At 56.5% G+C, this 20,411-nt stretch carries 21 protein-coding genes; 10 read left to right on the forward strand and 11 right to left on the reverse strand.

Annotation, left to right across the window (positions count from 1 at the left end):
• Window positions 1-42 precede the first annotated feature (42 nt).
• Window positions 43-486, forward strand: a complete 444-nt coding sequence (locus RMR24_RS10620) for a universal stress protein (RefSeq protein WP_310615050.1) — start codon at window positions 43-45, stop codon at window positions 484-486.
• Between the two features lie 62 nt (window positions 487-548).
• Here RMR24_RS10620 and RMR24_RS10625 read toward each other — a convergent pair whose 3' ends face one another.
• The 6 genes from RMR24_RS10625 to RMR24_RS10650 all read right to left on the reverse strand — a co-directional run bounded on the left by RMR24_RS10625 (window position 549) and on the right by RMR24_RS10650 (window position 7,370).
• Entirely contained in the window at window positions 549-1,502 is a 954-nt protein-coding gene (locus tag RMR24_RS10625) for a nitronate monooxygenase family protein (RefSeq protein WP_310615051.1), read from the reverse strand.
• A 24-nt stretch (window positions 1,503-1,526) separates the two neighbouring features.
• Window positions 1,527-3,317, reverse strand: coding sequence for an acyl-CoA dehydrogenase C-terminal domain-containing protein (locus RMR24_RS10630; RefSeq protein ID WP_310615052.1), 1,791 nt, complete (start codon window positions 3,315-3,317; stop codon window positions 1,527-1,529).
• A 23-nt stretch (window positions 3,318-3,340) separates the two neighbouring features.
• Window positions 3,341-4,273, reverse strand: coding sequence for an FAD-binding protein (locus tag RMR24_RS10635; RefSeq protein ID WP_310615053.1), 933 nt, complete (start codon window positions 4,271-4,273; stop codon window positions 3,341-3,343).
• A gap of 26 nt (window positions 4,274-4,299) precedes the next feature.
• Window positions 4,300-5,049: an electron transfer flavoprotein subunit beta/FixA family protein gene (locus RMR24_RS10640; protein ID WP_310615054.1), complete on the reverse strand. Its 750-nt coding sequence runs from the start codon at window positions 5,047-5,049 to the stop codon at window positions 4,300-4,302.
• Window positions 5,050-5,168: 119 nt separating this feature from the next.
• Window positions 5,169-6,413 (reverse strand): mechanosensitive ion channel domain-containing protein, encoded by a 1,245-nt coding sequence (locus RMR24_RS10645; RefSeq protein WP_310615055.1) that lies wholly within the window; start codon window positions 6,411-6,413, stop codon window positions 5,169-5,171.
• Window positions 6,414-6,416: 3 nt separating this feature from the next.
• Complete coding sequence (locus RMR24_RS10650) at window positions 6,417-7,370, reverse strand: histone deacetylase family protein (RefSeq protein WP_310615056.1); 954 nt, start codon at window positions 7,368-7,370, stop codon at window positions 6,417-6,419.
• Between the two features lie 97 nt (window positions 7,371-7,467).
• Here RMR24_RS10650 and mltB point away from each other — a divergent pair, with 97 nt between their 5' ends.
• Window positions 7,468-8,595, forward strand: a complete 1,128-nt coding sequence (gene mltB, locus RMR24_RS10655) for a lytic murein transglycosylase B (protein ID WP_405023336.1) — start codon at window positions 7,468-7,470, stop codon at window positions 8,593-8,595.
• Between the two features lie 14 nt (window positions 8,596-8,609).
• Here mltB and RMR24_RS10660 read toward each other — a convergent pair whose 3' ends face one another.
• On the reverse strand, window positions 8,610-9,503 hold the full coding sequence (locus RMR24_RS10660) for a LysR family transcriptional regulator (RefSeq protein WP_310615058.1): 894 nt from the start codon (window positions 9,501-9,503) through the stop codon (window positions 8,610-8,612).
• 84 nt (window positions 9,504-9,587) lie between these two features.
• Between RMR24_RS10660 and RMR24_RS10665 the strand changes: the two genes are divergently transcribed.
• Window positions 9,588-10,568 carry a sodium-dependent bicarbonate transport family permease gene (locus RMR24_RS10665; RefSeq protein WP_310615059.1) on the forward strand — a complete coding sequence of 327 codons (981 nt, stop codon included), beginning with the start codon at window positions 9,588-9,590 and terminating at the stop codon, window positions 10,566-10,568.
• A 12-nt stretch (window positions 10,569-10,580) separates the two neighbouring features.
• Window positions 10,581-11,432, forward strand: coding sequence for a DUF6671 family protein (locus RMR24_RS10670; RefSeq protein WP_310615060.1), 852 nt, complete (start codon window positions 10,581-10,583; stop codon window positions 11,430-11,432).
• 30 nt (window positions 11,433-11,462) lie between these two features.
• On the opposite strand, the gene RMR24_RS10675 is transcribed toward RMR24_RS10670, so the two are convergent.
• Window positions 11,463-11,810: a hypothetical protein gene (locus tag RMR24_RS10675; protein WP_310615061.1), complete on the reverse strand. Its 348-nt coding sequence runs from the start codon at window positions 11,808-11,810 to the stop codon at window positions 11,463-11,465.
• 9 nt (window positions 11,811-11,819) lie between these two features.
• The gene (gene queG / locus RMR24_RS10680; RefSeq protein WP_405023335.1) at window positions 11,820-12,935 is read right to left on the reverse strand and encodes a tRNA epoxyqueuosine(34) reductase QueG; all 1,116 of its coding nucleotides are present in this window, start codon (window positions 12,933-12,935) and stop codon (window positions 11,820-11,822) included.
• A 34-nt stretch (window positions 12,936-12,969) separates the two neighbouring features.
• Between queG and tsaE the strand changes: the two genes are divergently transcribed.
• Genes tsaE through RMR24_RS10695 form a run of 3 tightly spaced genes read left to right on the forward strand, consistent with a single transcriptional unit; the run spans window position 12,970 to window position 15,108 of the window.
• On the forward strand, window positions 12,970-13,431 hold the full coding sequence (tsaE, locus tag RMR24_RS10685) for a tRNA (adenosine(37)-N6)-threonylcarbamoyltransferase complex ATPase subunit type 1 TsaE (RefSeq protein ID WP_310615062.1): 462 nt from the start codon (window positions 12,970-12,972) through the stop codon (window positions 13,429-13,431).
• Complete coding sequence (locus RMR24_RS10690; protein WP_310615063.1) at window positions 13,428-14,852, forward strand: N-acetylmuramoyl-L-alanine amidase; 1,425 nt, start codon at window positions 13,428-13,430, stop codon at window positions 14,850-14,852. The genes tsaE and RMR24_RS10690 overlap by 4 nt, the downstream gene beginning before the upstream one ends.
• 4 nt (window positions 14,853-14,856) lie before the next feature.
• Window positions 14,857-15,108, forward strand: coding sequence for a VF530 family protein (locus RMR24_RS10695; RefSeq protein ID WP_310615064.1), 252 nt, complete (start codon window positions 14,857-14,859; stop codon window positions 15,106-15,108).
• Here RMR24_RS10695 and RMR24_RS10700 read toward each other — a convergent pair.
• Window positions 15,105-15,758 carry a DedA family protein gene (locus RMR24_RS10700; protein WP_310615065.1) on the reverse strand — a complete coding sequence of 218 codons (654 nt, stop codon included), beginning with the start codon at window positions 15,756-15,758 and terminating at the stop codon, window positions 15,105-15,107. The two genes, RMR24_RS10695 and RMR24_RS10700, sit on opposite strands and share 4 nt — an antisense overlap.
• Window positions 15,759-15,791: 33 nt before the next feature.
• Here RMR24_RS10700 and mutL point away from each other — a divergent pair, with 33 nt between their 5' ends.
• The 3 genes from mutL to miaA are packed head-to-tail and all read left to right on the forward strand — an operon-like array spanning window position 15,792 to window position 19,859.
• On the forward strand, window positions 15,792-17,678 hold the full coding sequence (mutL, locus tag RMR24_RS10705) for a DNA mismatch repair endonuclease MutL (protein ID WP_310615066.1): 1,887 nt from the start codon (window positions 15,792-15,794) through the stop codon (window positions 17,676-17,678).
• A complete protein-coding gene (locus RMR24_RS10710) occupies window positions 17,678-18,865 on the forward strand; it encodes a Bcr/CflA family efflux MFS transporter (RefSeq protein ID WP_310615067.1) in 1,188 nt (395 codons plus the stop codon). Before mutL ends, RMR24_RS10710 begins: the two co-directional genes overlap by 1 nt.
• Window positions 18,858-19,859: a tRNA (adenosine(37)-N6)-dimethylallyltransferase MiaA gene (gene miaA / locus RMR24_RS10715; protein ID WP_310615068.1), complete on the forward strand. Its 1,002-nt coding sequence runs from the start codon at window positions 18,858-18,860 to the stop codon at window positions 19,857-19,859. Before RMR24_RS10710 ends, miaA begins: the two co-directional genes overlap by 8 nt.
• On the opposite strand, the gene RMR24_RS10720 is transcribed toward miaA, so the two are convergent.
• Window positions 19,840-20,379 (reverse strand): DUF1178 family protein, encoded by a 540-nt coding sequence (locus RMR24_RS10720; RefSeq protein WP_310615069.1) that lies wholly within the window; start codon window positions 20,377-20,379, stop codon window positions 19,840-19,842. The genes miaA and RMR24_RS10720 overlap by 20 nt on opposite strands.
• Between the last annotated feature and the right edge of the window lie 32 nt (window positions 20,380-20,411).

Consider the following 20,411-nt stretch of genomic DNA (forward strand, 5'->3'; position numbering starts at 1 on the left):
AACGGAGTAAGCTCGGCTTGAAATCAACAAAAGGAGCAGTTTATGTACAAACGAATTTTGGTGGCCACCGACGGGTCGACTTTGTCAAAGAAAGCCATCGCCAGCGCCATCGAACTCGCTGCGTTGAGCGGTGCTGAATTGATTGCGGTCAAAGTAACGCCCCGTTACCCACAAAGCTACTTCGAAGGCTCTCTGCCATTGACTGCCGCTGAGGTTTCCAAAATTGAAAAAGGCTGGACCGACGGCGCACAGAAAGTGTTGGATGCCGTGTTGAAAGCTGCCAAAGCCAAAGGCGTCACCGCCAAGGCCGTGGTCGTCAAATCTGACATTGTGTCTGACGCCCTGATTGCAGCGGCAAAAAAACACAAAGCCGACTTGATCGTGATGGCCTCTCATGGTCGTCGCGGCATCAAGCGCTTGTTGCTGGGCAGTGAAACACAACAAGTGTTGACACACGCCAGCGTGCCTGTGCTTGTCTTGCGATAAGTCTTCACGGTTCGCCCGCAAAAAAGCCGCTCATCAGAGCGGCTTTTTTTGTTGCGCCTCGCTCAAGCCATCAAGCGGTGCTTGGCCTCTTGGTACTCACGTTTCAAACGTGCCACCAAATCAGCAGCAGGCACCACGGCTTTCACCGCACCAATGCCTTGACCGCAACCCCAAATGTCTTTCCAAGCTTTTTGCGCGCCGCCACCAAAGTTCATTTGGCTGGGGTCACTCTCAGGCAAGTGCTCGGGGTCTAGGCCAGCTTTGACAATGGACGGGGCCAAATAGTTGCCGTGCACGCCCGTGAACAAATTGCTCAAGACGATGTCGTCAGAGTTGCCATCCACCACGGCTTGTTTGTAGTCCTCTGCCGCACGGGCCTCTTCGGTCGCAATGAAGGCAGAGCCAATGTAGGCAAAGTCTGCACCCATCGCTTGAGCCGCCAGCACCGCACCGCCGGTGGCAATTGAGCCGCTCAGCGCCACAGGGCCATCAAACCATTCACGAATTTCTTGAATCAAGGCAAATGGGCTCTTCACCCCAGCATGACCACCAGCACCAGCGGCGACAGCGATGAGGCCATCCGCACCCTTTTCAATCGCTTTCTTGGCAAACTTGTTGTTGATCACGTCGTGCATCACGATGCCGCCATAGCTGTGCGCAGCTGCATTCACATCTTCACGCGCGCCAAGCGAGGTGATGATGATCGGCACCTTGTACTTCACGCACAACGCCATGTCGTGCTCTAAGCGGTCGTTGCTTTTGTGCACGATTTGATTGATGGCAAATGGTGCGGCAGGACGGTCTGGGTGCTCGCGGTTGTGCGCAGCCAGTGCCTCGGTGATTTCAATCAACCACTCCTCCAGCTGCTCAGCCGGACGCGCGTTGAGTGCGGGCATTGAGCCCACAACGCCAGCTTTGCATTGCGCGATCAACAGCTTGGGGTTGCTGATGATGAACAGCGGCGAGGCGATGACGGGGAATTTGAGCGATTGCAAAACCGGTGGTAACAACGACATATCCGCCCCTTATTTCGTCAAAGCTTAAAAAGCGCTCAACGCCAACTCGGTCACGCTGTCCGCGCCGTCCACGATGCTGTCGCGCATGCCTGGTACTTTGGTCAGGATGTGATCGGCATAGAAGCGCGCCGTGGTGATTTTGGATTGCATGAATACGGCATCGTTGCCTTTGGCCAGCTCAGCCTCAGCCACCAACAAAGCACGACCCATTTGCCAGCCAGCCACCAAGTTGCCTGTGAGCATGAGGTAAGGCACGCTACCTGCAAACACCGCATTGGGGCTGGCTTTGGCACCAGCCACCACGAAGTCGACCACATTCAAGAAGGCTTCACGGGCTGCTTTCAAGCGTGCGGCCATTGCCTTGGCGTTGGCGCTGCCGCTCTTGAGCAAATCAGCTTCGGTGTTGGCGATTTGCGCTGCAATGCCTTTAGCGGTTTGTCCACCATCGCGACCTGTTTTACGGCCAATCAAGTCGTTGGCTTGAATGGCGGTGGTACCTTCGTAAATCGTCAAGATTTTGGAGTCGCGGTAGTACTGCGCTGCACCCGTCTCTTCGATAAATCCCATGCCGCCGTGCACTTGCACGCCAAGGCTGGTGACTTCCAAACTCATCTCAGTGCTGAAGCCTTTGACCAGCGGCACCAAGAATTCGTAAAACGCCAAGTTGTCTTTGCGTGTGTCGGCATCTGGGTGGTGGTGCGATGCGTCATACGCCGCGGCAGCCACGGTGGCCATGGCGCGGCAGCCTTCGGTGTAGGCGCGCATGGTCATCAACATGCGGCGCACATCGGGGTGGTTAATGATGGGCGCGCTGGTTTTCATGCTGCCATCCACGGGGCGGCTTTGAACGCGGTCACGAGAAAACGTCACCGCCTTTTGGTAAGCACGTTCGGCAATCGCAATGCCCTGCACGCCCACTGCGTAACGCGCAGCGTTCATCATGATGAACATGTATTCGAGGCCACGGTTTTCTTCGCCGACTAGGAAGCCCACCGCGCCTCCATGGTCGCCATACTGCAACACGGCTGTGGGGCTGGCTTTGATGCCCATCTTGTGCTCGATGCTCACGCAGTGCACATCGTTGCGTGCACCGAGTGAACCGTCTTTGTTGACCATGAACTTTGGCACCACAAACAAGCTGATGCCCTTCACGCCTTCAGGCGCGCCTTGCACGCGGGCCAACACCAAGTGAATGATGTTCTCGGCCATGTCGTGCTCACCGTAGGTGATGTAAATCTTGGTGCCAAACACTTTGTAGGTGCCGTCTGGCTGCGGTTCTGCACGGGTGCGCACGGCGGCCAAGTCAGAGCCAGCTTGTGGCTCGGTCAAGTTCATCGTGCCAGTCCACTCGCCGGAGATGAGCTTCTCAAGGTAAGTGGCTTTCAGCTCGTCAGAACCTGCTGTGAGCAAGGCCTCAATTGCGCCGTCGGTCAGCATGGGGCACAAGGCAAAGCTCATGTTGGCGGAATTGAGCATTTCGCCACAGGCGGCACCAATGGTCTTAGGCAAGCCTTGACCACCAAAGTCTGCGGGGTGTTGCAGGCTTTGCCAGCCGCCTTCGCAATACTGCTGATACGCCTCTTTGAAGCCAGGCGTGGTGGTGACGTGACCGTCTTTGAAGAACGATGGGTTCTTGTCGCCTTCCCAGTTCAAAGGCACGAGCACCGACTCGTTCAACTTCGCGCATTCTTCGAGCACGGCTTGGGCAGTTTCCACACCCATGTCTTCGAAGGCGGGAATTTGGGCCACACGTTCAAGGCCTGCCAAGTGTTCCATGTTGAACACCATGTCTTTGATGGGGGCGATGTAGCTCATAAGGGTGCCTTTTTACAGAAGATTTAAAGCGCAGCAACCAGTTCTGGCACTGCCACAAACAGGTCAGCCTCTAAGCCGAAGTCGGCCACGCTGAAGATGGGTGCTTCTGGGTCTTTGTTGATGGCCACGATGACCTTGCTGTCTTTCATACCGGCTAAGTGCTGAATCGCACCGCTGATGCCGCAGGCCACATACAACTGCGGCGCAACGATCTTGCCGGTTTGACCCACTTGCAAATCGTTGGCGGCGTAGCCTGCGTCCACCGCAGCGCGGCTGGCACCAATGGCTGCACCCAGCTTGTCGGCCAGCGGAATCATGACTTCGTCAAACTTCTCTGAGCTGCCCAAGGCACGGCCACCTGAGACGATGATCTTGGCGGCAGTCAACTCTGGGCGGTCGTTCTTGGTGACTTCGCGGCCTACAAAGCTGCTCTTGCCTGAGTCTGTGGCAGCCGCCACAGTTTCCACAGCAGCAGTGCCGCCAGTGGCTGCAGCTGCATCAAAACCTGTGGTGCGCACGGTGATGACTTTGACCGCATCGCTCGATTGCACGGTGGCAATCGCGTTGCCTGCGTAGATGGGGCGCTCAAACGTGTCTGGGCTGTCCACCTGAGTGATGTCGCTGATTTGGCCCACGTCCAACTTGGCAGCCACGCGAGGCGCCACGTTTTTACCGTTCGCGGTGGCGGGAAACAAGATGTGGGTGTAGTTGCTGGCGATGGCTAACACTTGCGCGGCCACGTTCTCAGCCAAACCGGCTTCGAGGGTGGTGCCATCGGCGTGAATCACTTTGCTCACGCCAGCGATTTGCGCAGCAGCAGCAGCAGCAGCGCCTGCGTTGTGACCTGCGACCAGAACATGCACGTCAGCGCCAATGGCGGCTGCGGCGGTCACGGTGTTGAGTGTGGCGGGCTTGATGGATGCGTTGTCGTGTTCTGCAATAACGAGGGATGTCATGTTCGTATTTCCTGCGCTTGTGTTCTTTAAATAACTTTGGCCACGTTCTTGAGCTTGTCCACCAAAGTGGCAACGTCTGGTACCTTGATACCGGCGCTGCGCTTGGCAGGCTCCATCACTTTGAGAGTTTTGATGCGTGGGGTCACATCCACACCGAGGTCTTCGGGCTTGAACACATCGAGCTGCTTTTTCTTGGCCTTCATGATGTTGGGCAAGGTCACGTAGCGTGGCTCATTCAAACGCAAGTCGGTGGTGATGACGGCTGGCAGGCTGACAGATAGGGTTTCCAAACCGCCGTCGACTTCGCGGGTCACGCTGGCTTTGTCAGCCGTCAGTTCAACCTTGGAAGCAAATGTGGCTTGCGGCATGTCAGCCAAGGCCGCCAACATTTGGCCGGTTTGGTTGCAATCGTCGTCAATCGCTTGTTTGCCCAAAATCACCAAGCCAGGCTGCTCTTTGTCCACCAAGGCTTTGAGGAGTTTGGCCACCGCCAGGGGTTGCAGCTCTTCAGCGGTCTCGACCAAGATGCCGCGGTCTGCACCGATGGCCATGGCGGTACGCAAGGTTTCTTGGCATTGGGTCACGCCACAAGACACCGCGATCACCTCTGTGACCACGCCCTTTTCTTTGAGGCGCACAGCTTCTTCGACCGCAATTTCGTCAAAGGGGTTCATGCTCATCTTGACGTTGGCGATGTCAACGCCCGAGTTGTCCGACTTGACGCGGACCTTGACGTTGTAGTCCACCACGCGTTTGACAGCGACCAAAACTTTCATGGCAAAAGCTCCATTTTTAGGATTAACAGATTGACGTTTACGTAAACGTCACATTGTAGGGATCAAAGACACCATTTTATCGAACGACCGTGCTTTTTAGGGAAGTCCCTAGGTCCACCTCAGCTTGGATAGCGCAGTACCACCTCTTGTGGCGAATGCACCAAGATCACCCCAGCCGCGCGCAACGCGCTCAACACTTCAATGTTGACGCGTGAACGCGTGAGCGATTGACCATTCACAGGGTCTTCCATCCAAAAACTCAGGGTAAATCGCAGGCCTTGGGGCGCCACCTCGGCCAACAAGGCTTGCGGCTCGGGCTCGGACATCACCCATTCAACACCCAAAGCAGACTTCACGAGCAGCGCCTGCACCTGCACCACATCGCTCTCCAGCCCGACCCAAAAGGTGCAGGTCTGCAAGAGATGGCGACTTTCCAGTGACAAGTTTTCCACGCGTTGCGTCAGCAGCAACTCATTGGGCACCACCGATTCACTGCCATTGCTGGCACGCACCAAGGTGTAACGGGTTTTGATGTCGGTCACGCGTCCTTCAAAGCCATCCACGCGCACAAAGTCGCCAATGCGCAGCGAGCGCTCCAGCAAGATGACAAATCCGCTCACATAGTTGGCCGCTAATTTTTGCAAGCCAAAACCAATGCCCACGCCCAACGCACCGCCCACGACAGACAAAGTTGTCAGATCAAAGCCGAGTGAAGACAAGGCAAACAAAGTGCCGATCACCAACAGCAAGACACGCATGGCATTGGATGCCACTTTACGCATGGACAAGTCCTCAAACGCGCGCGTGAGCAGACGTTGCTCGATGATGGCCGACAGCCACAGGGCCAACACCAGTGCAAAACCAGAGGTCAGCACCACCTCCAAAATGTGCGAAATGCTCACGCGGGTCTTACCCAGCATGAAGTCCAAGCTATCCAGCTCATCCATCATGGGGCACCACCAACCCGTGACCCACAAGACCGCCACACCCCATGCCAACCAAGACACGACTTGCGCAATGGCACGGGCCGTGCGCGAGTCTGGAAACACCGCAGCCAACACACGCGCCATCAAGCGAATCAGCACCAATGACACCAACACGGGCAACACCACCTTGAGCACGGGCACGCGCTGAAATTTAATCAGCAGCAACTTCAAGCCAAAGGTGAAGACCAAAGCACAAGCGGGAAACAACACGCCGTCAATCAATTGGCGGCCAAACAAAATGGAGTCAGGCGATGTGAACCGACGCCCTAAGGCCCAGCTGATGAGCCAAGCCGCCACCAAAGAAATCGCCACAGCAACCAGCTCTAACGCCACCGTTGGACTCTGCAAGTCCAACCACAATTCTTGTAATTCGTTCATGGTTTAAATATCAGCCAACACGCGCAAATGCGCTTCTACGCTGCGACTCAGCGCGCTCAAATCGTAGCCGCCCTCTAGACAAGACACGATGCGTCCCTGTGCATGGCGTGCGGCGATGTCACGCAATCGGTGGGTGATCCAAGCGTAGTCTTGCTCGGTCAAGCCCATTTGACCCATGTCGTCTTCGCGATGGGCATCAAAGCCTGCACTGATAAAAATCATTTCAGGCTTGAACGCTTCTAGGCGCGGCACCCAATGCGTTTCAATCAACTCGCGCACTTCCATGCCCTTGGTGTAGGCCGGCACAGGAATGTTGACCATGTTGGCTGCGGGATGCTCGGTGCCGCTGTGCGGATAAAACGGGTGCTGAAAAAAGCTGACCATCAACACACGGTCGTCACCACTGAGGATGTCTTCGGTGCCGTTGCCGTGGTGCACATCAAAGTCGACCACCGCCACGCGCTTCAAGCCATGGCGCTCTAAGGCGTACTTGGCCGCGATAGCGATGTTGTTGAAAAAGCAAAAGCCCCCCGCCTGGCTGCGTGAGGCGTGGTGGCCAGGTGGGCGAATGGCGCAAAACGCATTGGCCAACTCACCCGCAATCACCGCATCGGTCGCGGCCACGGCGGCTCCGGCAGAAGCCAAGGCGGCTTTCCATGTGTAGCTGTTGATGATGGTGTCAGAGTCCAAATGGACATAGCTGGGGCCACCTGCGGCCATGTCTTCAACCAGCTGATCAGACAAGCCGCGCAGTGACGCGATGTACATGCGGTCGTGCGCCAGCTCAATGTCGACCAACGGGGCCTCGGGCGCCTCGATGGCAGTGAGGCCCAAATCCACACCACTGATGAGCAGGCGGTCCTGAATGGCGCTGAGCCGCTCGGGGCACTCAGGATGCCCCTCACCCATCTCGTGCTTCATGCACAAGGGATGCGTGTAATAGCCTGTTTTACTCATCGTGTCAGCCTCGGTTCTTCTTCAAGTCAGCTTACCATGTAGGCCTTGCTTTTTCCCTTGCAAACACTGCGTGAAAACACACACATCCCCGTTATGTATGGCTTTGCAGCCGACCCTGGCGCTTCGTCAAATCACCGCTGCGTTGTTACTGTTGGCCGCATTGACGGCTCACGCCTCAACAAAATCGCATCCGAAAGCACACAAAACTGCGTCGCACAAATCGGCCTCACACAAAGCATCGACCAAAGGCCCTGCTTACGGAAAAACCACAGAAGCCATCGCACTAGCCGATGAGCTAGCCCAGCAATACAACCTGCCTACAGCTTGGGTGCGCGAGCAAATCAGCAACGCACAGTTTCTCAAGAGCGTGCCCAAGATGGTGCTGCCGCCCACGGTGCCCACCGCTAAGAACTGGCGCGCCTACCGCGAGCGCTTCATTGAAAGCCGCCGCATCGATGCAGGCACCCAGTTTTGGCAAACCTACCAAAGCGCCCTCACACGTGCCGAACAAACTTATGGCGTGCCCGCCGAAATGATTGTGGGCATCATCGGCGTGGAAACCTTCTATGGCCAAAACATGGGCAACTATCGCGTGCTCGACGCTTTGACCACGCTCACGCTCAACTTCCCTTCCTCACATCCACGCGCCACTGAGCGCCAAGCATTTTTCAAATCAGAGTTGGGCCACTTCTTGGCACAAGCACACCAACAAGGCGATGCCAGCATCACCGGCAGCTTTGCAGGCGCCATGGGCTGGCCGCAGTTCATGCCATCCAGCGTGGCCAAGTTTGCAGTGGACTTTGACGGCGATGGTCGCATTGACCTACGCAACAGCCCTGTGGATGCAATTGGCTCGGTGGGAAATTACTTCAAATCCTTCGGCTGGCAAACCGGCATGCCCACGCACTACCCCGTGAGCTTTGATGAAGCGCGCTTGGACAAGCCCACGCTTTTGGCCCCCGACATCTTGCCGTCCTTCAGTGTGAGCAACTTCACGGCTAAAGGGGCGGTGCTGGACGAGCAAGCGCAAAAGCACAACGGTGCGTTGGCTTTAGTCGAGCTGTTCAATGGCGATGAGCCACCAAGCTATGTGGCAGGCACTGAGAATTTTTATGTGGTGACCCGTTACAACTGGAGCAGCTACTACGCGCTGGCGGTGATTGAGTTGGGTCAGGCTGTCAAAGCAAATCGGGCTTTGACTTCAATTCAGTCCACCGCACGTTGAACTGATATCGGCTTTTATTTGCCATTTATTTCTCGAATGATGTGGTCCTTGAACGCAAGAGCAATTGGCGAAAGATTTTTGGCTGCTAGGTGAACCAAATGCCAAGATGATTTCAAAGGAAACTCATCCACATCGATGACACGTACGCCGTGTTCTTTTTGATGGCCGTGCAGCGCATATTGCGAAATCACGCCAATCCCGAGGCCACCAGCCACCGACTCTTTGACGGCTTCGTTGCTGCCCAGCTCTAAGCGAATATCTGCGCGAAATTTCTTTCCTCGAAAGTATTGGTCTGCAGTCATGCGCGTCCCAGACCCTGGCTCACGCAGGATAAATCGACGAGTTCTCAAGTCGCTCAAGGTGACATTTTTTTGCTTGGCCAAAGGATCTGTCGAGGCAGCAATCACCACAATCGGATTGGGCATCAACACTTCATCAATGAGCACCACATCATCTGGTGGCATAGACATGATGTAGAGGTCGTCTGTGTTTTGCCGCAAGCGTCCCAGCACGCCGTCACGGTTCAAGATTTCAAGCGAGACATCAATCAAGGGATGCCTTTTGCAAAAAGAACCAATCAATCGGGGCATGAAATATTTTGCCGTGCTCACCACCGCAATGCGCAAGTGACCTTTGGCGATGCCCTTGGTGGCATGGGCGAGTTGCTCAAACGACGCCAACGACTGCGTGATGTCGCGGGCAGTGATGGCCAGCGCCTTTCCTGTTTCAGTGAGAAAAATCTTCTTCCCAATCACTTCATACAAAGGCAGACCAACGGATGCGCTGATGTCTTTGAGCTGCATCGACGCCGTGGGCTGCGTGACATGCATGGCTTTGGCGGCGGCGCTGACGCTGCCGGTTTCAGCCAAAGCTAGGAAAATTCGCAATTGCCGCAAGGTGAAATTCATAGATTTTTATCTATAGATAGTAATTAAAGAATCGATTTTACAAAACAACCGGTGAAACCTACGATGCAGTCAAAGGAAATAAAAATGCAGAATCTTCTAGACCCCGCCATCTTGTTTTTCATCTTTGGTGTGCTTGCAGGCGCCGTCAAATCGAATTTAGAAATCCCACCCGCCATTTCTCGTTTTTTATCGCTCTACCTGCTCATGGCTTTGGGTTTGAAGGGTGGCTTTGCGCTTTCACACTCGGGGTTGACAGCGGATGTCGGGGTAGGTCTTGGGGCGGCTGTATCACTTGCCATTTGCATTCCTTTGCTGGGTTATTGGATGCTCAAGCGGTATGTGGGCGGCTTTGATGCTGCGGCTGTGGCAGCCACGTATGGGTCTGTCAGCGCTGTGACGTTTGTCACGGCCGTGCAATACCTAGAAAACATGCACATCCCCTATGGTGGCCACATGGCGGCAGCCATGGCTTTGATGGAGTCACCCGCCATCATCATGGCCGTTGTCTTTGCCAATTCACTGCGACTCCAAGCAAACGGCGCAAACGCCGTGGTCGCTCAGGCAAAGCCCAGCATGTCGGTGGGCAAGGTCTTGCACGAATCCTTCACCGATGGCGCACAGTTACTACTGCTAGGCGCCATGGTGGTGGGCTTGATCACGGGAGAGTCCGGAAAGGCTGCCATGCAACCCTTTTCTGGCGATTTGTTCAAGGGCATGCTGTCCTTCTTTTTACTGGACATGGGTTTGATGGCTGCACGCAATCTGCCTCAAGTCAAGGGCAAGTCACCCGTTTTGATTGCCTACGCGGTACTGGGGCCTGTGGTGCATGCGGGGCTGGCTTTGAGCTTGTCTTACCTGCTGCAACTCAACGCAGGCGATGGGGCCTTGTTGATGGTGCTTGCTGCCAGCGCTTCATACATCGCTGTGCCAGCCGTGCTGCGGTACGCACTGCCTGAAGCCAATCCCTCTGTGTATTTTGGAATGAGTTTGGGCGTGACGTTTCCATTGAATATTTTGTTTGGAATTCCCGCTTACGTGTCGCTGGCACAAGCGGTTTTGGCTTGAGGCGCTAAGAACATGCCTGCGAAAAACTTATACCAATATCGCAAAGTTGCCTTTTTGACGCAACACGGTAAGCAAACGCTTCTCCGGGATCGACTTGAAACCGTACTAGGCTGCGAAGTGGCGCATACCGATGCCTATGACACTGACTTGTTAGGAACATTCACGCGGGATCAAATCAGGTCAGGCTCACAACTCGATGCCGCAAGAAAAAAGGCCGCCATCGGCATGCGCCTGACCCAAGCAACAGTTGGAATAGCCAGCGAAGGCTCGTTTGGCATGGATCCGTTTGGGGGCTTTGTCCCATGGAACACTGAGTTGGTGGTGTGGATAGATCAACAGCTAGGCATTGAAGTGGTTGGCATCGCACAAGGCCCTGCCCAAAGTCTGCACAAAACCATCCGATCAACCAATCAGCTGCAGGCTTTTGCGAGAGCAGCGAATTTTCCCGAACATCACTTGGTCGTGAGACCTCAACACCAGGACCATCCAGAAATCATCAAAGGCATCGACAACCTAACTGATCTGACTCAAGCTTTTGAGTGGGCCCAGCAAAAATCTGTCGATGCAAGCGTATTCATCGAAAACGATCTGCGTGCGCATTGCAATCCAACAAGGCAAGGCGTGATCCGAAAAGCTGCCGACAACCTCATTCAAAAGTTACTTTCATCATGCCCCCAATGCAACACGCCTGGGTACTGGATCACAGAACAAACGGCAGGCTTACCTTGCAGTGCATGCGGGCGCAAAACGCACCTGCCTATCAGTGAGATCTGGTGCTGTTCAGCTTGTAAATTTGAAGATCACAAACGTCTGAGCATTCATCAATTGGCAGACCCAAGTCGTTGTGATTTTTGCAACCCCTGATGCATCTAGGTCGCACACTACGGAAGTTACTTAGTCTTTGGGCAGTCTTGGTTTGTCGTGGATTTCCCGCACAACAGCGTCTTCCACCACATTAACTTCACGACCTCGCTGCTGGGCATCCCCTTGCTCTTGATGCCATTGACCATCACCAGTGCGAGACCAACTCGACCAGCGTGCGCCTTGACCAGTCTGCATCCCTTTGCGCATCGCCTGAATTTGTTGCCACATCATCAGCACTTGCGGCTTTTGCCCCGTCAATAGCCAACGCAAGCAAGCAAATGCCGCATACAGGACCAACCAACACAACACGCCCATGGCAAACAAAACGGCAAATGCCATGCCAATCAGCGCGAATATCAAACGGGTAAAGAAAGCCATGGCTTGATATTAATCGGGCGCAACGAAATGGGCGTCTAAGCCTTGCATCAAAGCCCACTGCACATGCTCACGCACCACCTCACTGGCGTGTGTGAGATGCGCCTGTAATGCTTGGCGCAATGCTTCATCCTGAGCCTGACGCAGCGCATTGCCCGACGCCACAGCCAAGTTACGCAACCAGCGCACATGACCTATACGACGAATGGGGCTGCCCTCGGTGTAGCGCAAAAACTCTTCTTCGCTCCACGCCAACAAGCGCGTGATGCCCTGCCCTACCAAGCCCGCGCGCACATCGAAGTCGGGCAAGGTCGAGCTTTGCGCAAACTTGTTCCAAGGGCAAATCAGCTGGCAGTCGTCGCAGCCGTAAATGTGGTTGCCCATCAAGGGGCGCAGCGCTTCGTCGATGGAACCTTCGTGTTCAATCGTCAAATACGAAATGCAGCGGCGCGCATCGACCAGACCTTCAGCCACGATGGCCTTCGTGGGGCACACATCCATACACGCCGTGCATTGACCGCAGTGGCCACTGGTGGGCTCGGACGCGGGCAAGGCCACATTCAAAAAAATTTCGCCCAAGAAAAACATCGAGCCCGCTTCACGGTTCAACACCAAGCTGTGTTTGCCGCGCCAGCCTTGACCGCTGCGCGTGGCCAGCTCAGCCTCGAGCACAGGAGCTGAATCGGTGAAGGCGCGGTATTCAAAACCATGAGGCTTCAAGGTGTCTACCAACAAGGCATCGATTTGCTGGGCCAGTGTGTCAAGCCGGTTGCGCAAAACCTTGTGATAGTCGCGCCCTCTGGCGTAGACCGACACCACGGCCTCGTTTGGATTGCGCAAGCGTTGCCACTCAAGGTCTTGCCAGCCCTCAGCTGTGTCGCGCGGCAGGTAGTTCATACGGGCGGTCAGCACGCTCAAGGTACCGGGCACCAGCTCGGCAGGCCGCGCGCGCTTCATGCCGTGGCGGGCCATGTAGTCCATGCTGCCGTGGAAATTTTGCGACAGCCAATGCTGCAAATGCGGCTCGGCCGAAGACAAATCCAAAGGGGCCACCGCAATTTGCGAAAATCCCAGTGTTTGTCCTAAAGCCTGAATTTGCGTGAGCAACAATTTGTAATCGATGGACAACGGACACCTTTGAATAATCTGCCTGAGTAATCCTGTGATTGTAAAAACTCTTGTTTGGCCCGATGAAGCCGCCACCGATGCGTTTGCCACGCAGCTGGCCGCCGCATTGACACGCGCCAACTTGAACGCTTGCATTGCTTTGCACGGCAATTTGGGCGCGGGCAAAACCACCTTGGTACGCCACCTTTTACGCGCCTTGGGGGTGGAAGGCCGCATCAAAAGCCCCACCTATGCTGTGGTTGAGCCCTACACCGTGCGTGCAGGCGAGGTGTGGCACTTTGACTTTTACCGCTTCAGCGACCCACGCGAGTGGGAAGACGCTGGCTTTCGCGACATCTTTGCCAGCGCTGGCTTGAAGCTGTGCGAGTGGCCTCAAAACGCCGCTGGCGTGATGCCAACGCCAGACCTTGAACTCGACATCCAAGTAGATGACACCGAGCAACGCCAGGTGACCATCAAGGCACGCACACCGCGTGGGCAGGAGCTGCTGGCATGACGCAGCACAACGACGATCAGAGCCATCGCGGGATAAAGCGCCGCAGTCTGTTGCAAGGCGGCTCGCTCGCGTTGCTGCTAAGCAGTGCCGATATTGCTTGGGGCGCCAGCATCGTGGCGGTACGCGTGTGGCCCGCCGCAGCCTACACCCGCGTGACGATTGAGAGCGACACAGCATTGAAGACCGTGCCGATTTTTGTGGCCAACCCGCCCCGCTTAGCCGTAGACATTGAAGGCATCGAGCTCAACCCTGCGCTCAAAGAACTGGTGGGCAAAGTGCGCTCGGACGACCCATACATCACGGGGGTGCGCGTCGGCCAATTCGCCAATAAAACCGTACGCTTGGTGCTGGACTTGCGCCAAATGGTCAAGCCGCAGGTGTTCAACTTGCAACCTGTCAAAACGGGCAACACCCAATACCAGCATCGCTTGGTACTCGACCTCTACCCTTCTGATGTGGCCGACCCGCTGGAAGCTTTGATCGTGGACAAGCTCAAAGGTGGCACCACTTACAACGCCCCGTCGATGACAGCCACGCCCATGCCGCCACCCGCCTCTAAGCTAGGCACCCATGCCGACCCCGTGGGCGATTTGATGGCCAAGCCCAATTCATCCATCGAGCCCGATTCATCCCCTACGTCTGCGCCCATCACCACGGCTGCATCGGTGAACCAACCACCGAATGGCGAGCGCTTCATCATCGTGGCCCTCGACCCCGGACACGGTGGCGAAGACCCGGGCGCCTCAGGACCCAGCGGCACGCGCGAAAAAGAGGTGGTACTCAAAATTGCACACCGCCTGCGTGACCGCATCAACAACACCGTGATCAAAACCAAGAACGGCAACTTGCCCATGCGGGCCTACCTCACGCGTGACGCCGACTACTTTGTGCCCTTGCAACAACGGGTAGAAAAAGCCAGACGGGTGCAGGCCGACTTGTTCATCAGCATCCATGCGGACGCGTTTCAGACCCCAGAGGCCAAAGGCGCCAGTGTGTTTGCACTGAGTGATGGCGCAGCCTCCAGCGCCGCAGCGAAGTGGATGGCCAAGCAAGAAAACCGCGCCGATTTGATCGGCGGCTTGAACATCAAAACACAAGATGCTGCTGTGCAACGCGCTCTGCTCGACATGAGCACCACCGCACAAATCAAAGACAGCCTCAAGCTCGGCAGCGCGATGCTTGGGCAAATCAAACACATTGGCAAACTGCACAAAGGCCGTGTGGAGCAAGCAGGCTTTGCCGTGCTGAAAGCACCCGACATTCCCAGCGTGTTGGTGGAAACCGCCTTCATCAGCAACCCAGAAGAAGAACGGCGCTTGGTCAGCCCGCAATACCAAAACGACTTGGCCGATGCGCTGATGAAAGGCATTGAGCGCTACTTCTCGCGCAACCCGCCGCTAGCCAAAACACGCAACACCTAAAGCCATGACCGACACAACAGCGCAGCCACGCAACCCCTTACATGGCAAAACCTTAGAAGCCATCGTCACCGAACTGGCTGATTTTTATGGCTGGGAAGGCTTGGGCGAGCGCATCAACATCCGCTGCTTCACTCACGACCCCAGCGTGGGCTCGAGCCTCAAGTTTTTACGCAAAACGCCTTGGGCGCGTGAGAAGGTGGAGAGCCTGTATTTATTCATGTTGCGCGACATGCGCCGCGAGGAGCGCGGGTTTTAATCAGCGTTGACTTGCGCTGAGCGTGAGGCCTTCCAAGAGCCATAGAGGGCCAATGCACCTGGAATAAAAATCATCGCCCAGATGATTTTGTCCAAATGGGTTTTGACCCACGGGATGTTGCCAAAGAAATAGCCAGCGGTGACGATGCCGCCCACCCACAAGGCGCCGCCCGTGACGTCAAAGAAGGTGAACTTGCGGCGCGTCATCTGCGCCACACCCGCTACAAACGGCGCGAAGGTGCGCACAAAGGGCATGAAGCGAGCGGCAATCAGGGTCACACCGCCATAGCGCTCATAGAACGCATGGGCTTGGTCAAAAGCGCGGCGGTTGAAAAACTTGGAGTCTTCCCACGCAAACACCTTGGGGCCAAAGAAGCGACCAATGGTGTAGTTGGTTTGGTTACCCGCCACAGCAGCGGTCAGCAGCAAGGCCACGGACAGACCGTAGTCCATCAAACCCACGCCGCACATGGCGCCCACCACAAACAGCAGCGAGTCGCCGGGCAAGAAGGGCATGACCACCAAACCGGTCTCCACAAAGATGATGAGAAACAGCAAGGCGTAGACCCATGTGCCGTTGGCCTGCACAAAGGCTTCCAAGTAGCGGTCCACATGCAGGATGAAGTCGATCAAGAAGGTAATGAGTTCCATAGTGAGCATTATCCCTGCCTCTAAAATGACCCTGTGCACCCTGCTACCCAACCCCCACGCGCCATCCGCGAACTCCCAGACGAACTCATCAGCCAAATCGCTGCTGGTGAGGTGGTCGAACGTCCCGCGTCTGTCGTGCGCGAACTGGTGGACAACGCGCTCGACGCGGGTGCCACGCAAATCACCCTGCGCTTGCTTGCCGGTGGTGTGCGCCTCATCAGCGTAGAAGACAACGGCGTAGGCATTCCCGCCAATGAGCTACCCGTGGCGTTGAAGCGCCACGCGACCAGCAAGATCACCAGCCTGAGCGAACTTGAATCGGTGGGCACCATGGGTTTTCGGGGCGAGGCCTTGGCCGCCATTCAATCGGTGTCGGAGTTGTCGGTGCTGTCACGCACTGCCGCGCAAGACAACGCCATGCTGCTCGATGGCCGCAGTGGCGAACTGCAGCCTGCCGCGCGCGCCCAAGGCACGACGGTGGAAGTCAAAGAGCTGTTCTACAGCACGCCTGCACGCCGCAAATTCTTAAAGACCGACAACACCGAGCTCGCCCACTGTGTGGAAGCCGTGCGCCGCCATGCTCTCACACGACCAGAAGTGGGCTTTGCCATTTGGCATGAAGGCAAGTTGGTCGAGCAATGGCGTGCACAAGCGATTGATGCCGCATCAAGTGAAGACCTGAACACGCAATACCAAGCTGCGCTAGACCGCCGCTTGGCAGATGTGTTGGGCGATGACTTTTTACAAAACTCAGTCAGCGTGCATTACCAATCGGGTAACGTGACGGTCGTGGGCCGCGCAGGAATTCCAGACGCCGCCCGTTCGCGTGCCGACCACCAGTTCGCCTATGTGAATGGCCGTTATGTGCGCGACAAAGTCATCACCCACGCCGCACGCAGCGCCTATGAAGATGTGCTGCATGGCCACCGCCAACCCATCTATGCGCTGTACGTGGAGATTGAACCCACACGGGTGGACGTGAATGTGCACCCCACCAAGATTGAAGTGCGTTTTCGCGACGGCCGTGAGGTGCACCAAGCCGTGCGCCACGCCGTAGAAAACGCCTTGGCTGTGCCGCGTGCCAACATGCTGATGGCCAATGCGCTGCTTAACCATGAACTGCCCATGGCTGGAACTGCACAGAGTTCTGCTTTTAACTGGCAGCAAGCCCCCATGCCCTTGGCTGGCACTCGCGTATCCGATCTGGGTGCGCTGTGGCAGCCCACGCCACGCGCGGGCTTGCCCGCCGAAGAACCAACTGCGCAAAGCTTTGCACCTAGCGCATTCAGCACAGCCAACACACCTGCGCCCTCGCTGCAAGAGGCTGCGCCTGAGACTTGGCCTTTAGGTAAAGCCATTGCACAGCTCCATGGCGTTTACATCTTGGCCGAGAACGCCCAAGGCTTGGTGCTGGTCGACATGCACGCCGCGCACGAGCGCATCGTGTATGAACAACTCAAAGCACAAATCGATGCTCAGCGCATCAGCAGCCAACCGCTGTTGATTCCCGCCACATTCTCTGCCACCGCGCAAGAGGTGGCGACTGCCGAGGCCTGTGCCGAAGCCTTGCAAGAACTCGGCTTAGAAATCTCCAGCCTATCAAGCAAAACCATGGCCGTGCGTGCCGTGCCCAGCACCTTGGCACAGGGAGATGCGGTGGCTTTGGCTCGCAGCGTTTTGGCCGAGTTGAGTCAACACGACGCCAGCACAGTGGTGCAACGCGCACGCAACGAACTACTGGCCACCATGGCCTGCCACGGCGCAGTGCGCGCCAACCGAAAACTCACGGTCGATGAAATGAACGGTCTGCTGCGCCAAATGGAAGTGACCGAGCGTTCAGACCAGTGCAACCATGGCCGCCCCACGTGGCGACAACTGTCGATGCGTGAACTCGACGCGCTGTTTTTGCGCGGCCGTTGATGTCGCCCACGCTCATCATCCTTTTGCTGTCGATGCTGCTGGGCATTCAGCCCGTGGCCACCGATTTGTATTTGCCTGCACTGCCCGCCATCAAGGCAGAGTTTGGTGCGGAGTTGTCTCAGGTGCAGCTCACCCTCAGCGCCTTGCTCTTGGCCTTTGGCACATCTCAGCTGGTGTGGGGTCCGTTGTCAGACCGCTTTGGCCGTCGCCCTATTCTTTTGTGCGGCTTGGCAACCTTCACCATGGCAGGCTTGGGCTGTGTGTTGGCCAGCAGCATGCACGAGCTCATCGTGTGGCGTGCTTTGCAAGGTGCCGCCATGGGTGCGGTGGTGATGTGCGCACGCGCCATCGTGCGCGACCTGTACACACCCGAAACGGGCGCAGGCGTGATGTCGAAGGCGCTCACAGGCTTGGGCATCTTGGCTTGTGCCAGTGCACCTTTGGGTGGCTTGTTGACTGACCTGTTCAGCTGGCATGCCGCCCTGAGTTTGGTCATGGGCTTTGGCGCGATCACGCTTGCATTGGTGGCTTGGAAATTCAAAGAAACCGTGCACCGTAAAAACCCACACGCGTTGCAGGTCAAGGTGTTGGCCAAGACATGGTGGGACATCGTGCGTCACCCCACGTTTGTGGCCTTTTCGTGTGTGTCGATCGGTTCTTACGGCGGCCTGTTCACTTTCTTGGCTTCGTCTTCATTTGTGTTCATTGGCTTGCTGGGTTTAGCCCGCTGGCAATACGGCTTGCTGTTGTTCACCATGGCTTTCACGTATTTGCTGGGCACGGTGTTGTGCCGTCGCTTACTGCTTCGCTTTGGCGTGGCAATGACCGTGGCAATTGGCGGTGGTTTCAGTTTGGTGGGCGGCGGCTTGATGGCCCTGAACGCATGGCTGGGCTGGCAAAGCGTGGTGGGTTTGATGGGGCCGTTTTACTTGTTCATCTTGGCCCATGGCATTCACCAACCTTGTGGCCAAAGCGGTGCTGTAGGGCCATTCCCCAAAGCCGCAGGCGCGGCCTCTGCGCTGGGTGGCTTCTTGATGATGGCCGCTGCCTTTGCAACCGGCTTGTGGTTGGGTGCAGCCAAAGACGGTTCGGCCATGCCAATGGCGCAAAGCATCGCGTTTTGGTCTGTTATCACCGCACTGTCGGCTTGGCTGCTGGTGCTGCGTCGTGGAGGCTCGCGTGTCTAGCGCCCCGCATCACGCCCAAGGCTGGACAGTAGACGCCATCGCCTTGGTAGGCCCCACCGCCAGCGGCAAAACAGCAGCGGCTTTGACCATTGCGCAACACTGGCCGGTTGAAATCATCAGCATCGACTCCGCTTTGGTGTACCGCGGCATGGACATTGGGACGGCCAAGCCCAATGCCGAGGAGTTGGCACAAGTGCCGCATCACCTGATTGACATTCGTGACCCGCTACACGCCTATAGCGCCGCAGAATTTGCACGCGACGCCACCGAGCTGATGGCCAACATCCGTGCGAGGGGCAACTTGCCCTTGCTGGTAGGCGGCACCATGCTTTACCTGAAGGCTCTACGCGATGGCATTGATGACTTGCCCACCGCACAGCCTGAATTACGAGCTGAGATTGAGCAACAAGCCTTCGCCATGGGTTGGCCTGCGATGCATGCCGAACTGGCAAAGGTGGATGCCATCACCGCTGCACGTTTGGCACCCAATGATTCGCAACGCATTTCACGCGCCCTTGAGGTGTGGCGCGTGAGCGGTAAAGCTTTATCGCAATGGTTTGCAGACGGTGAAGCGACACGTGCTGCGCAACCCTCATTGAACATGCCTCTTTTGTCGCTAGAACCGATTGACCGTGCATGGCTACATGCCCGTATCGCGTTGCGCTTTGAACTGATGTTGGTTGAGGGATTCTTGGCCGAGATGCAAACTCTGCGTGCGCGGGGCGACCTGCACATCGATTTGCCCAGCATCCGCTGCGTAGGGTATCGGCAAGCGTGGGAGTTGCTGGACCTTGCGCAGGCAAAAGGTGCATCCGTTGAAAGCATCTTGCCAAAGTTACACGAGCTAGGTGTGGCTGCCACACGTCAGTTGGCCAAGCGTCAACTCACCTGGTTGCGCGGCATGGATGATCGCATCGTCATTGCGTGTGATGCGCCTGATGCACTGGCGCAAACTCTGGCCGCTGTAGGGCGGTTTACTGCAGCGGCTCTTTGAGGGCGTCGGGCAGTGGCAAAGGCATGACAGCGATGCCTTCGTCAATCAACTCTTCGGTTTCTTCAGGTGTGGCGTGGCCGCGAATGTTGCGTTGCTCGGCTTCGCCATAGTGCATCTTGCGGGCCTCTTCGGGAAAGCTGCTGCCCACGTTTTCGGTGTTGGCCACCACGTGGCGCACCATCTTGAGCAAAGCGGCCTGCAGTTGCGCGGGTTCTAAGTTAGCTACTTCTTGCAGGCTAGGCAGTGTGGGAGAAGCAGGCGTAGATGCAGGTGCGGTGTCAGCCTGATGACTCCCTACCCTATCGACTGAATTGCTGGCTGCACGCGCGGCAGTCTCGGGTTCGCCACGCGTGGTGCTCAAGTTCAATCGCGGAGCGCTGAGCTTTTTAGTCACGCTCGCATCGCCGCACATCGGGCACGTCACCAAGCCACGTGCGAGCTGGCTTTGGAAATCTTCTTCGGAACCAAACCAGCCTTCAAACACATGGTGTTGGCCGCATTGAAGGTCTAACACTTTCATGGCTCAATTATCCCGCAGCACGCATCACACGC

Origin of the sequence: Limnohabitans sp. (assembly GCF_031539105.1) — a bacterium.
GTDB lineage: Bacteria > Pseudomonadota > Gammaproteobacteria > Burkholderiales > Burkholderiaceae_C > Limnohabitans.

What these genes read in the sequence shown, in the direction of transcription:
- RMR24_RS10650 (WP_310615056.1), bottom strand. Translation starts at nt 7,370, where the DNA reads ATGAGTAAAACAGGCTATTACACGCATCCCTTGTGCATGAAGCACGAG.
- RMR24_RS10700 (WP_310615065.1), bottom strand. Translation starts at nt 15,758, where the DNA reads ATGGAACTCATTACCTTCTTGATCGACTTCATCCTGCATGTGGACCGC.
- RMR24_RS10630 (WP_310615052.1), bottom strand. Translation starts at nt 3,317, where the DNA reads ATGAGCTACATCGCCCCCATCAAAGACATGGTGTTCAACATGGAACAC.
- RMR24_RS10645 (WP_310615055.1), bottom strand. Translation starts at nt 6,413, where the DNA reads ATGAACGAATTACAAGAATTGTGGTTGGACTTGCAGAGTCCAACGGTG.
- RMR24_RS10670 (WP_310615060.1), top strand. Translation starts at nt 10,581, where the DNA reads ATGCCTGCGAAAAACTTATACCAATATCGCAAAGTTGCCTTTTTGACG.
- RMR24_RS10710 (WP_310615067.1), top strand. Translation starts at nt 17,678, where the DNA reads ATGTCGCCCACGCTCATCATCCTTTTGCTGTCGATGCTGCTGGGCATT.
- RMR24_RS10635 (WP_310615053.1), bottom strand. Translation starts at nt 4,273, where the DNA reads ATGACATCCCTCGTTATTGCAGAACACGACAACGCATCCATCAAGCCC.
- RMR24_RS10720 (WP_310615069.1), bottom strand. Translation starts at nt 20,379, where the DNA reads ATGAAAGTGTTAGACCTTCAATGCGGCCAACACCATGTGTTTGAAGGC.
- mltB (WP_405023336.1), top strand. Translation starts at nt 7,468, where the DNA reads ATGGCTTTGCAGCCGACCCTGGCGCTTCGTCAAATCACCGCTGCGTTG.
- RMR24_RS10640 (WP_310615054.1), bottom strand. Translation starts at nt 5,049, where the DNA reads ATGAAAGTTTTGGTCGCTGTCAAACGCGTGGTGGACTACAACGTCAAG.
- RMR24_RS10690 (WP_310615063.1), top strand. Translation starts at nt 13,428, where the DNA reads ATGACGCAGCACAACGACGATCAGAGCCATCGCGGGATAAAGCGCCGC.
- RMR24_RS10695 (WP_310615064.1), top strand. Translation starts at nt 14,857, where the DNA reads ATGACCGACACAACAGCGCAGCCACGCAACCCCTTACATGGCAAAACC.
- RMR24_RS10620 (WP_310615050.1), top strand. Translation starts at nt 43, where the DNA reads ATGTACAAACGAATTTTGGTGGCCACCGACGGGTCGACTTTGTCAAAG.
- RMR24_RS10665 (WP_310615059.1), top strand. Translation starts at nt 9,588, where the DNA reads ATGCAGAATCTTCTAGACCCCGCCATCTTGTTTTTCATCTTTGGTGTG.
- RMR24_RS10660 (WP_310615058.1), bottom strand. Translation starts at nt 9,503, where the DNA reads ATGAATTTCACCTTGCGGCAATTGCGAATTTTCCTAGCTTTGGCTGAA.
- RMR24_RS10675 (WP_310615061.1), bottom strand. Translation starts at nt 11,810, where the DNA reads ATGGCTTTCTTTACCCGTTTGATATTCGCGCTGATTGGCATGGCATTT.
- RMR24_RS10625 (WP_310615051.1), bottom strand. Translation starts at nt 1,502, where the DNA reads ATGTCGTTGTTACCACCGGTTTTGCAATCGCTCAAATTCCCCGTCATC.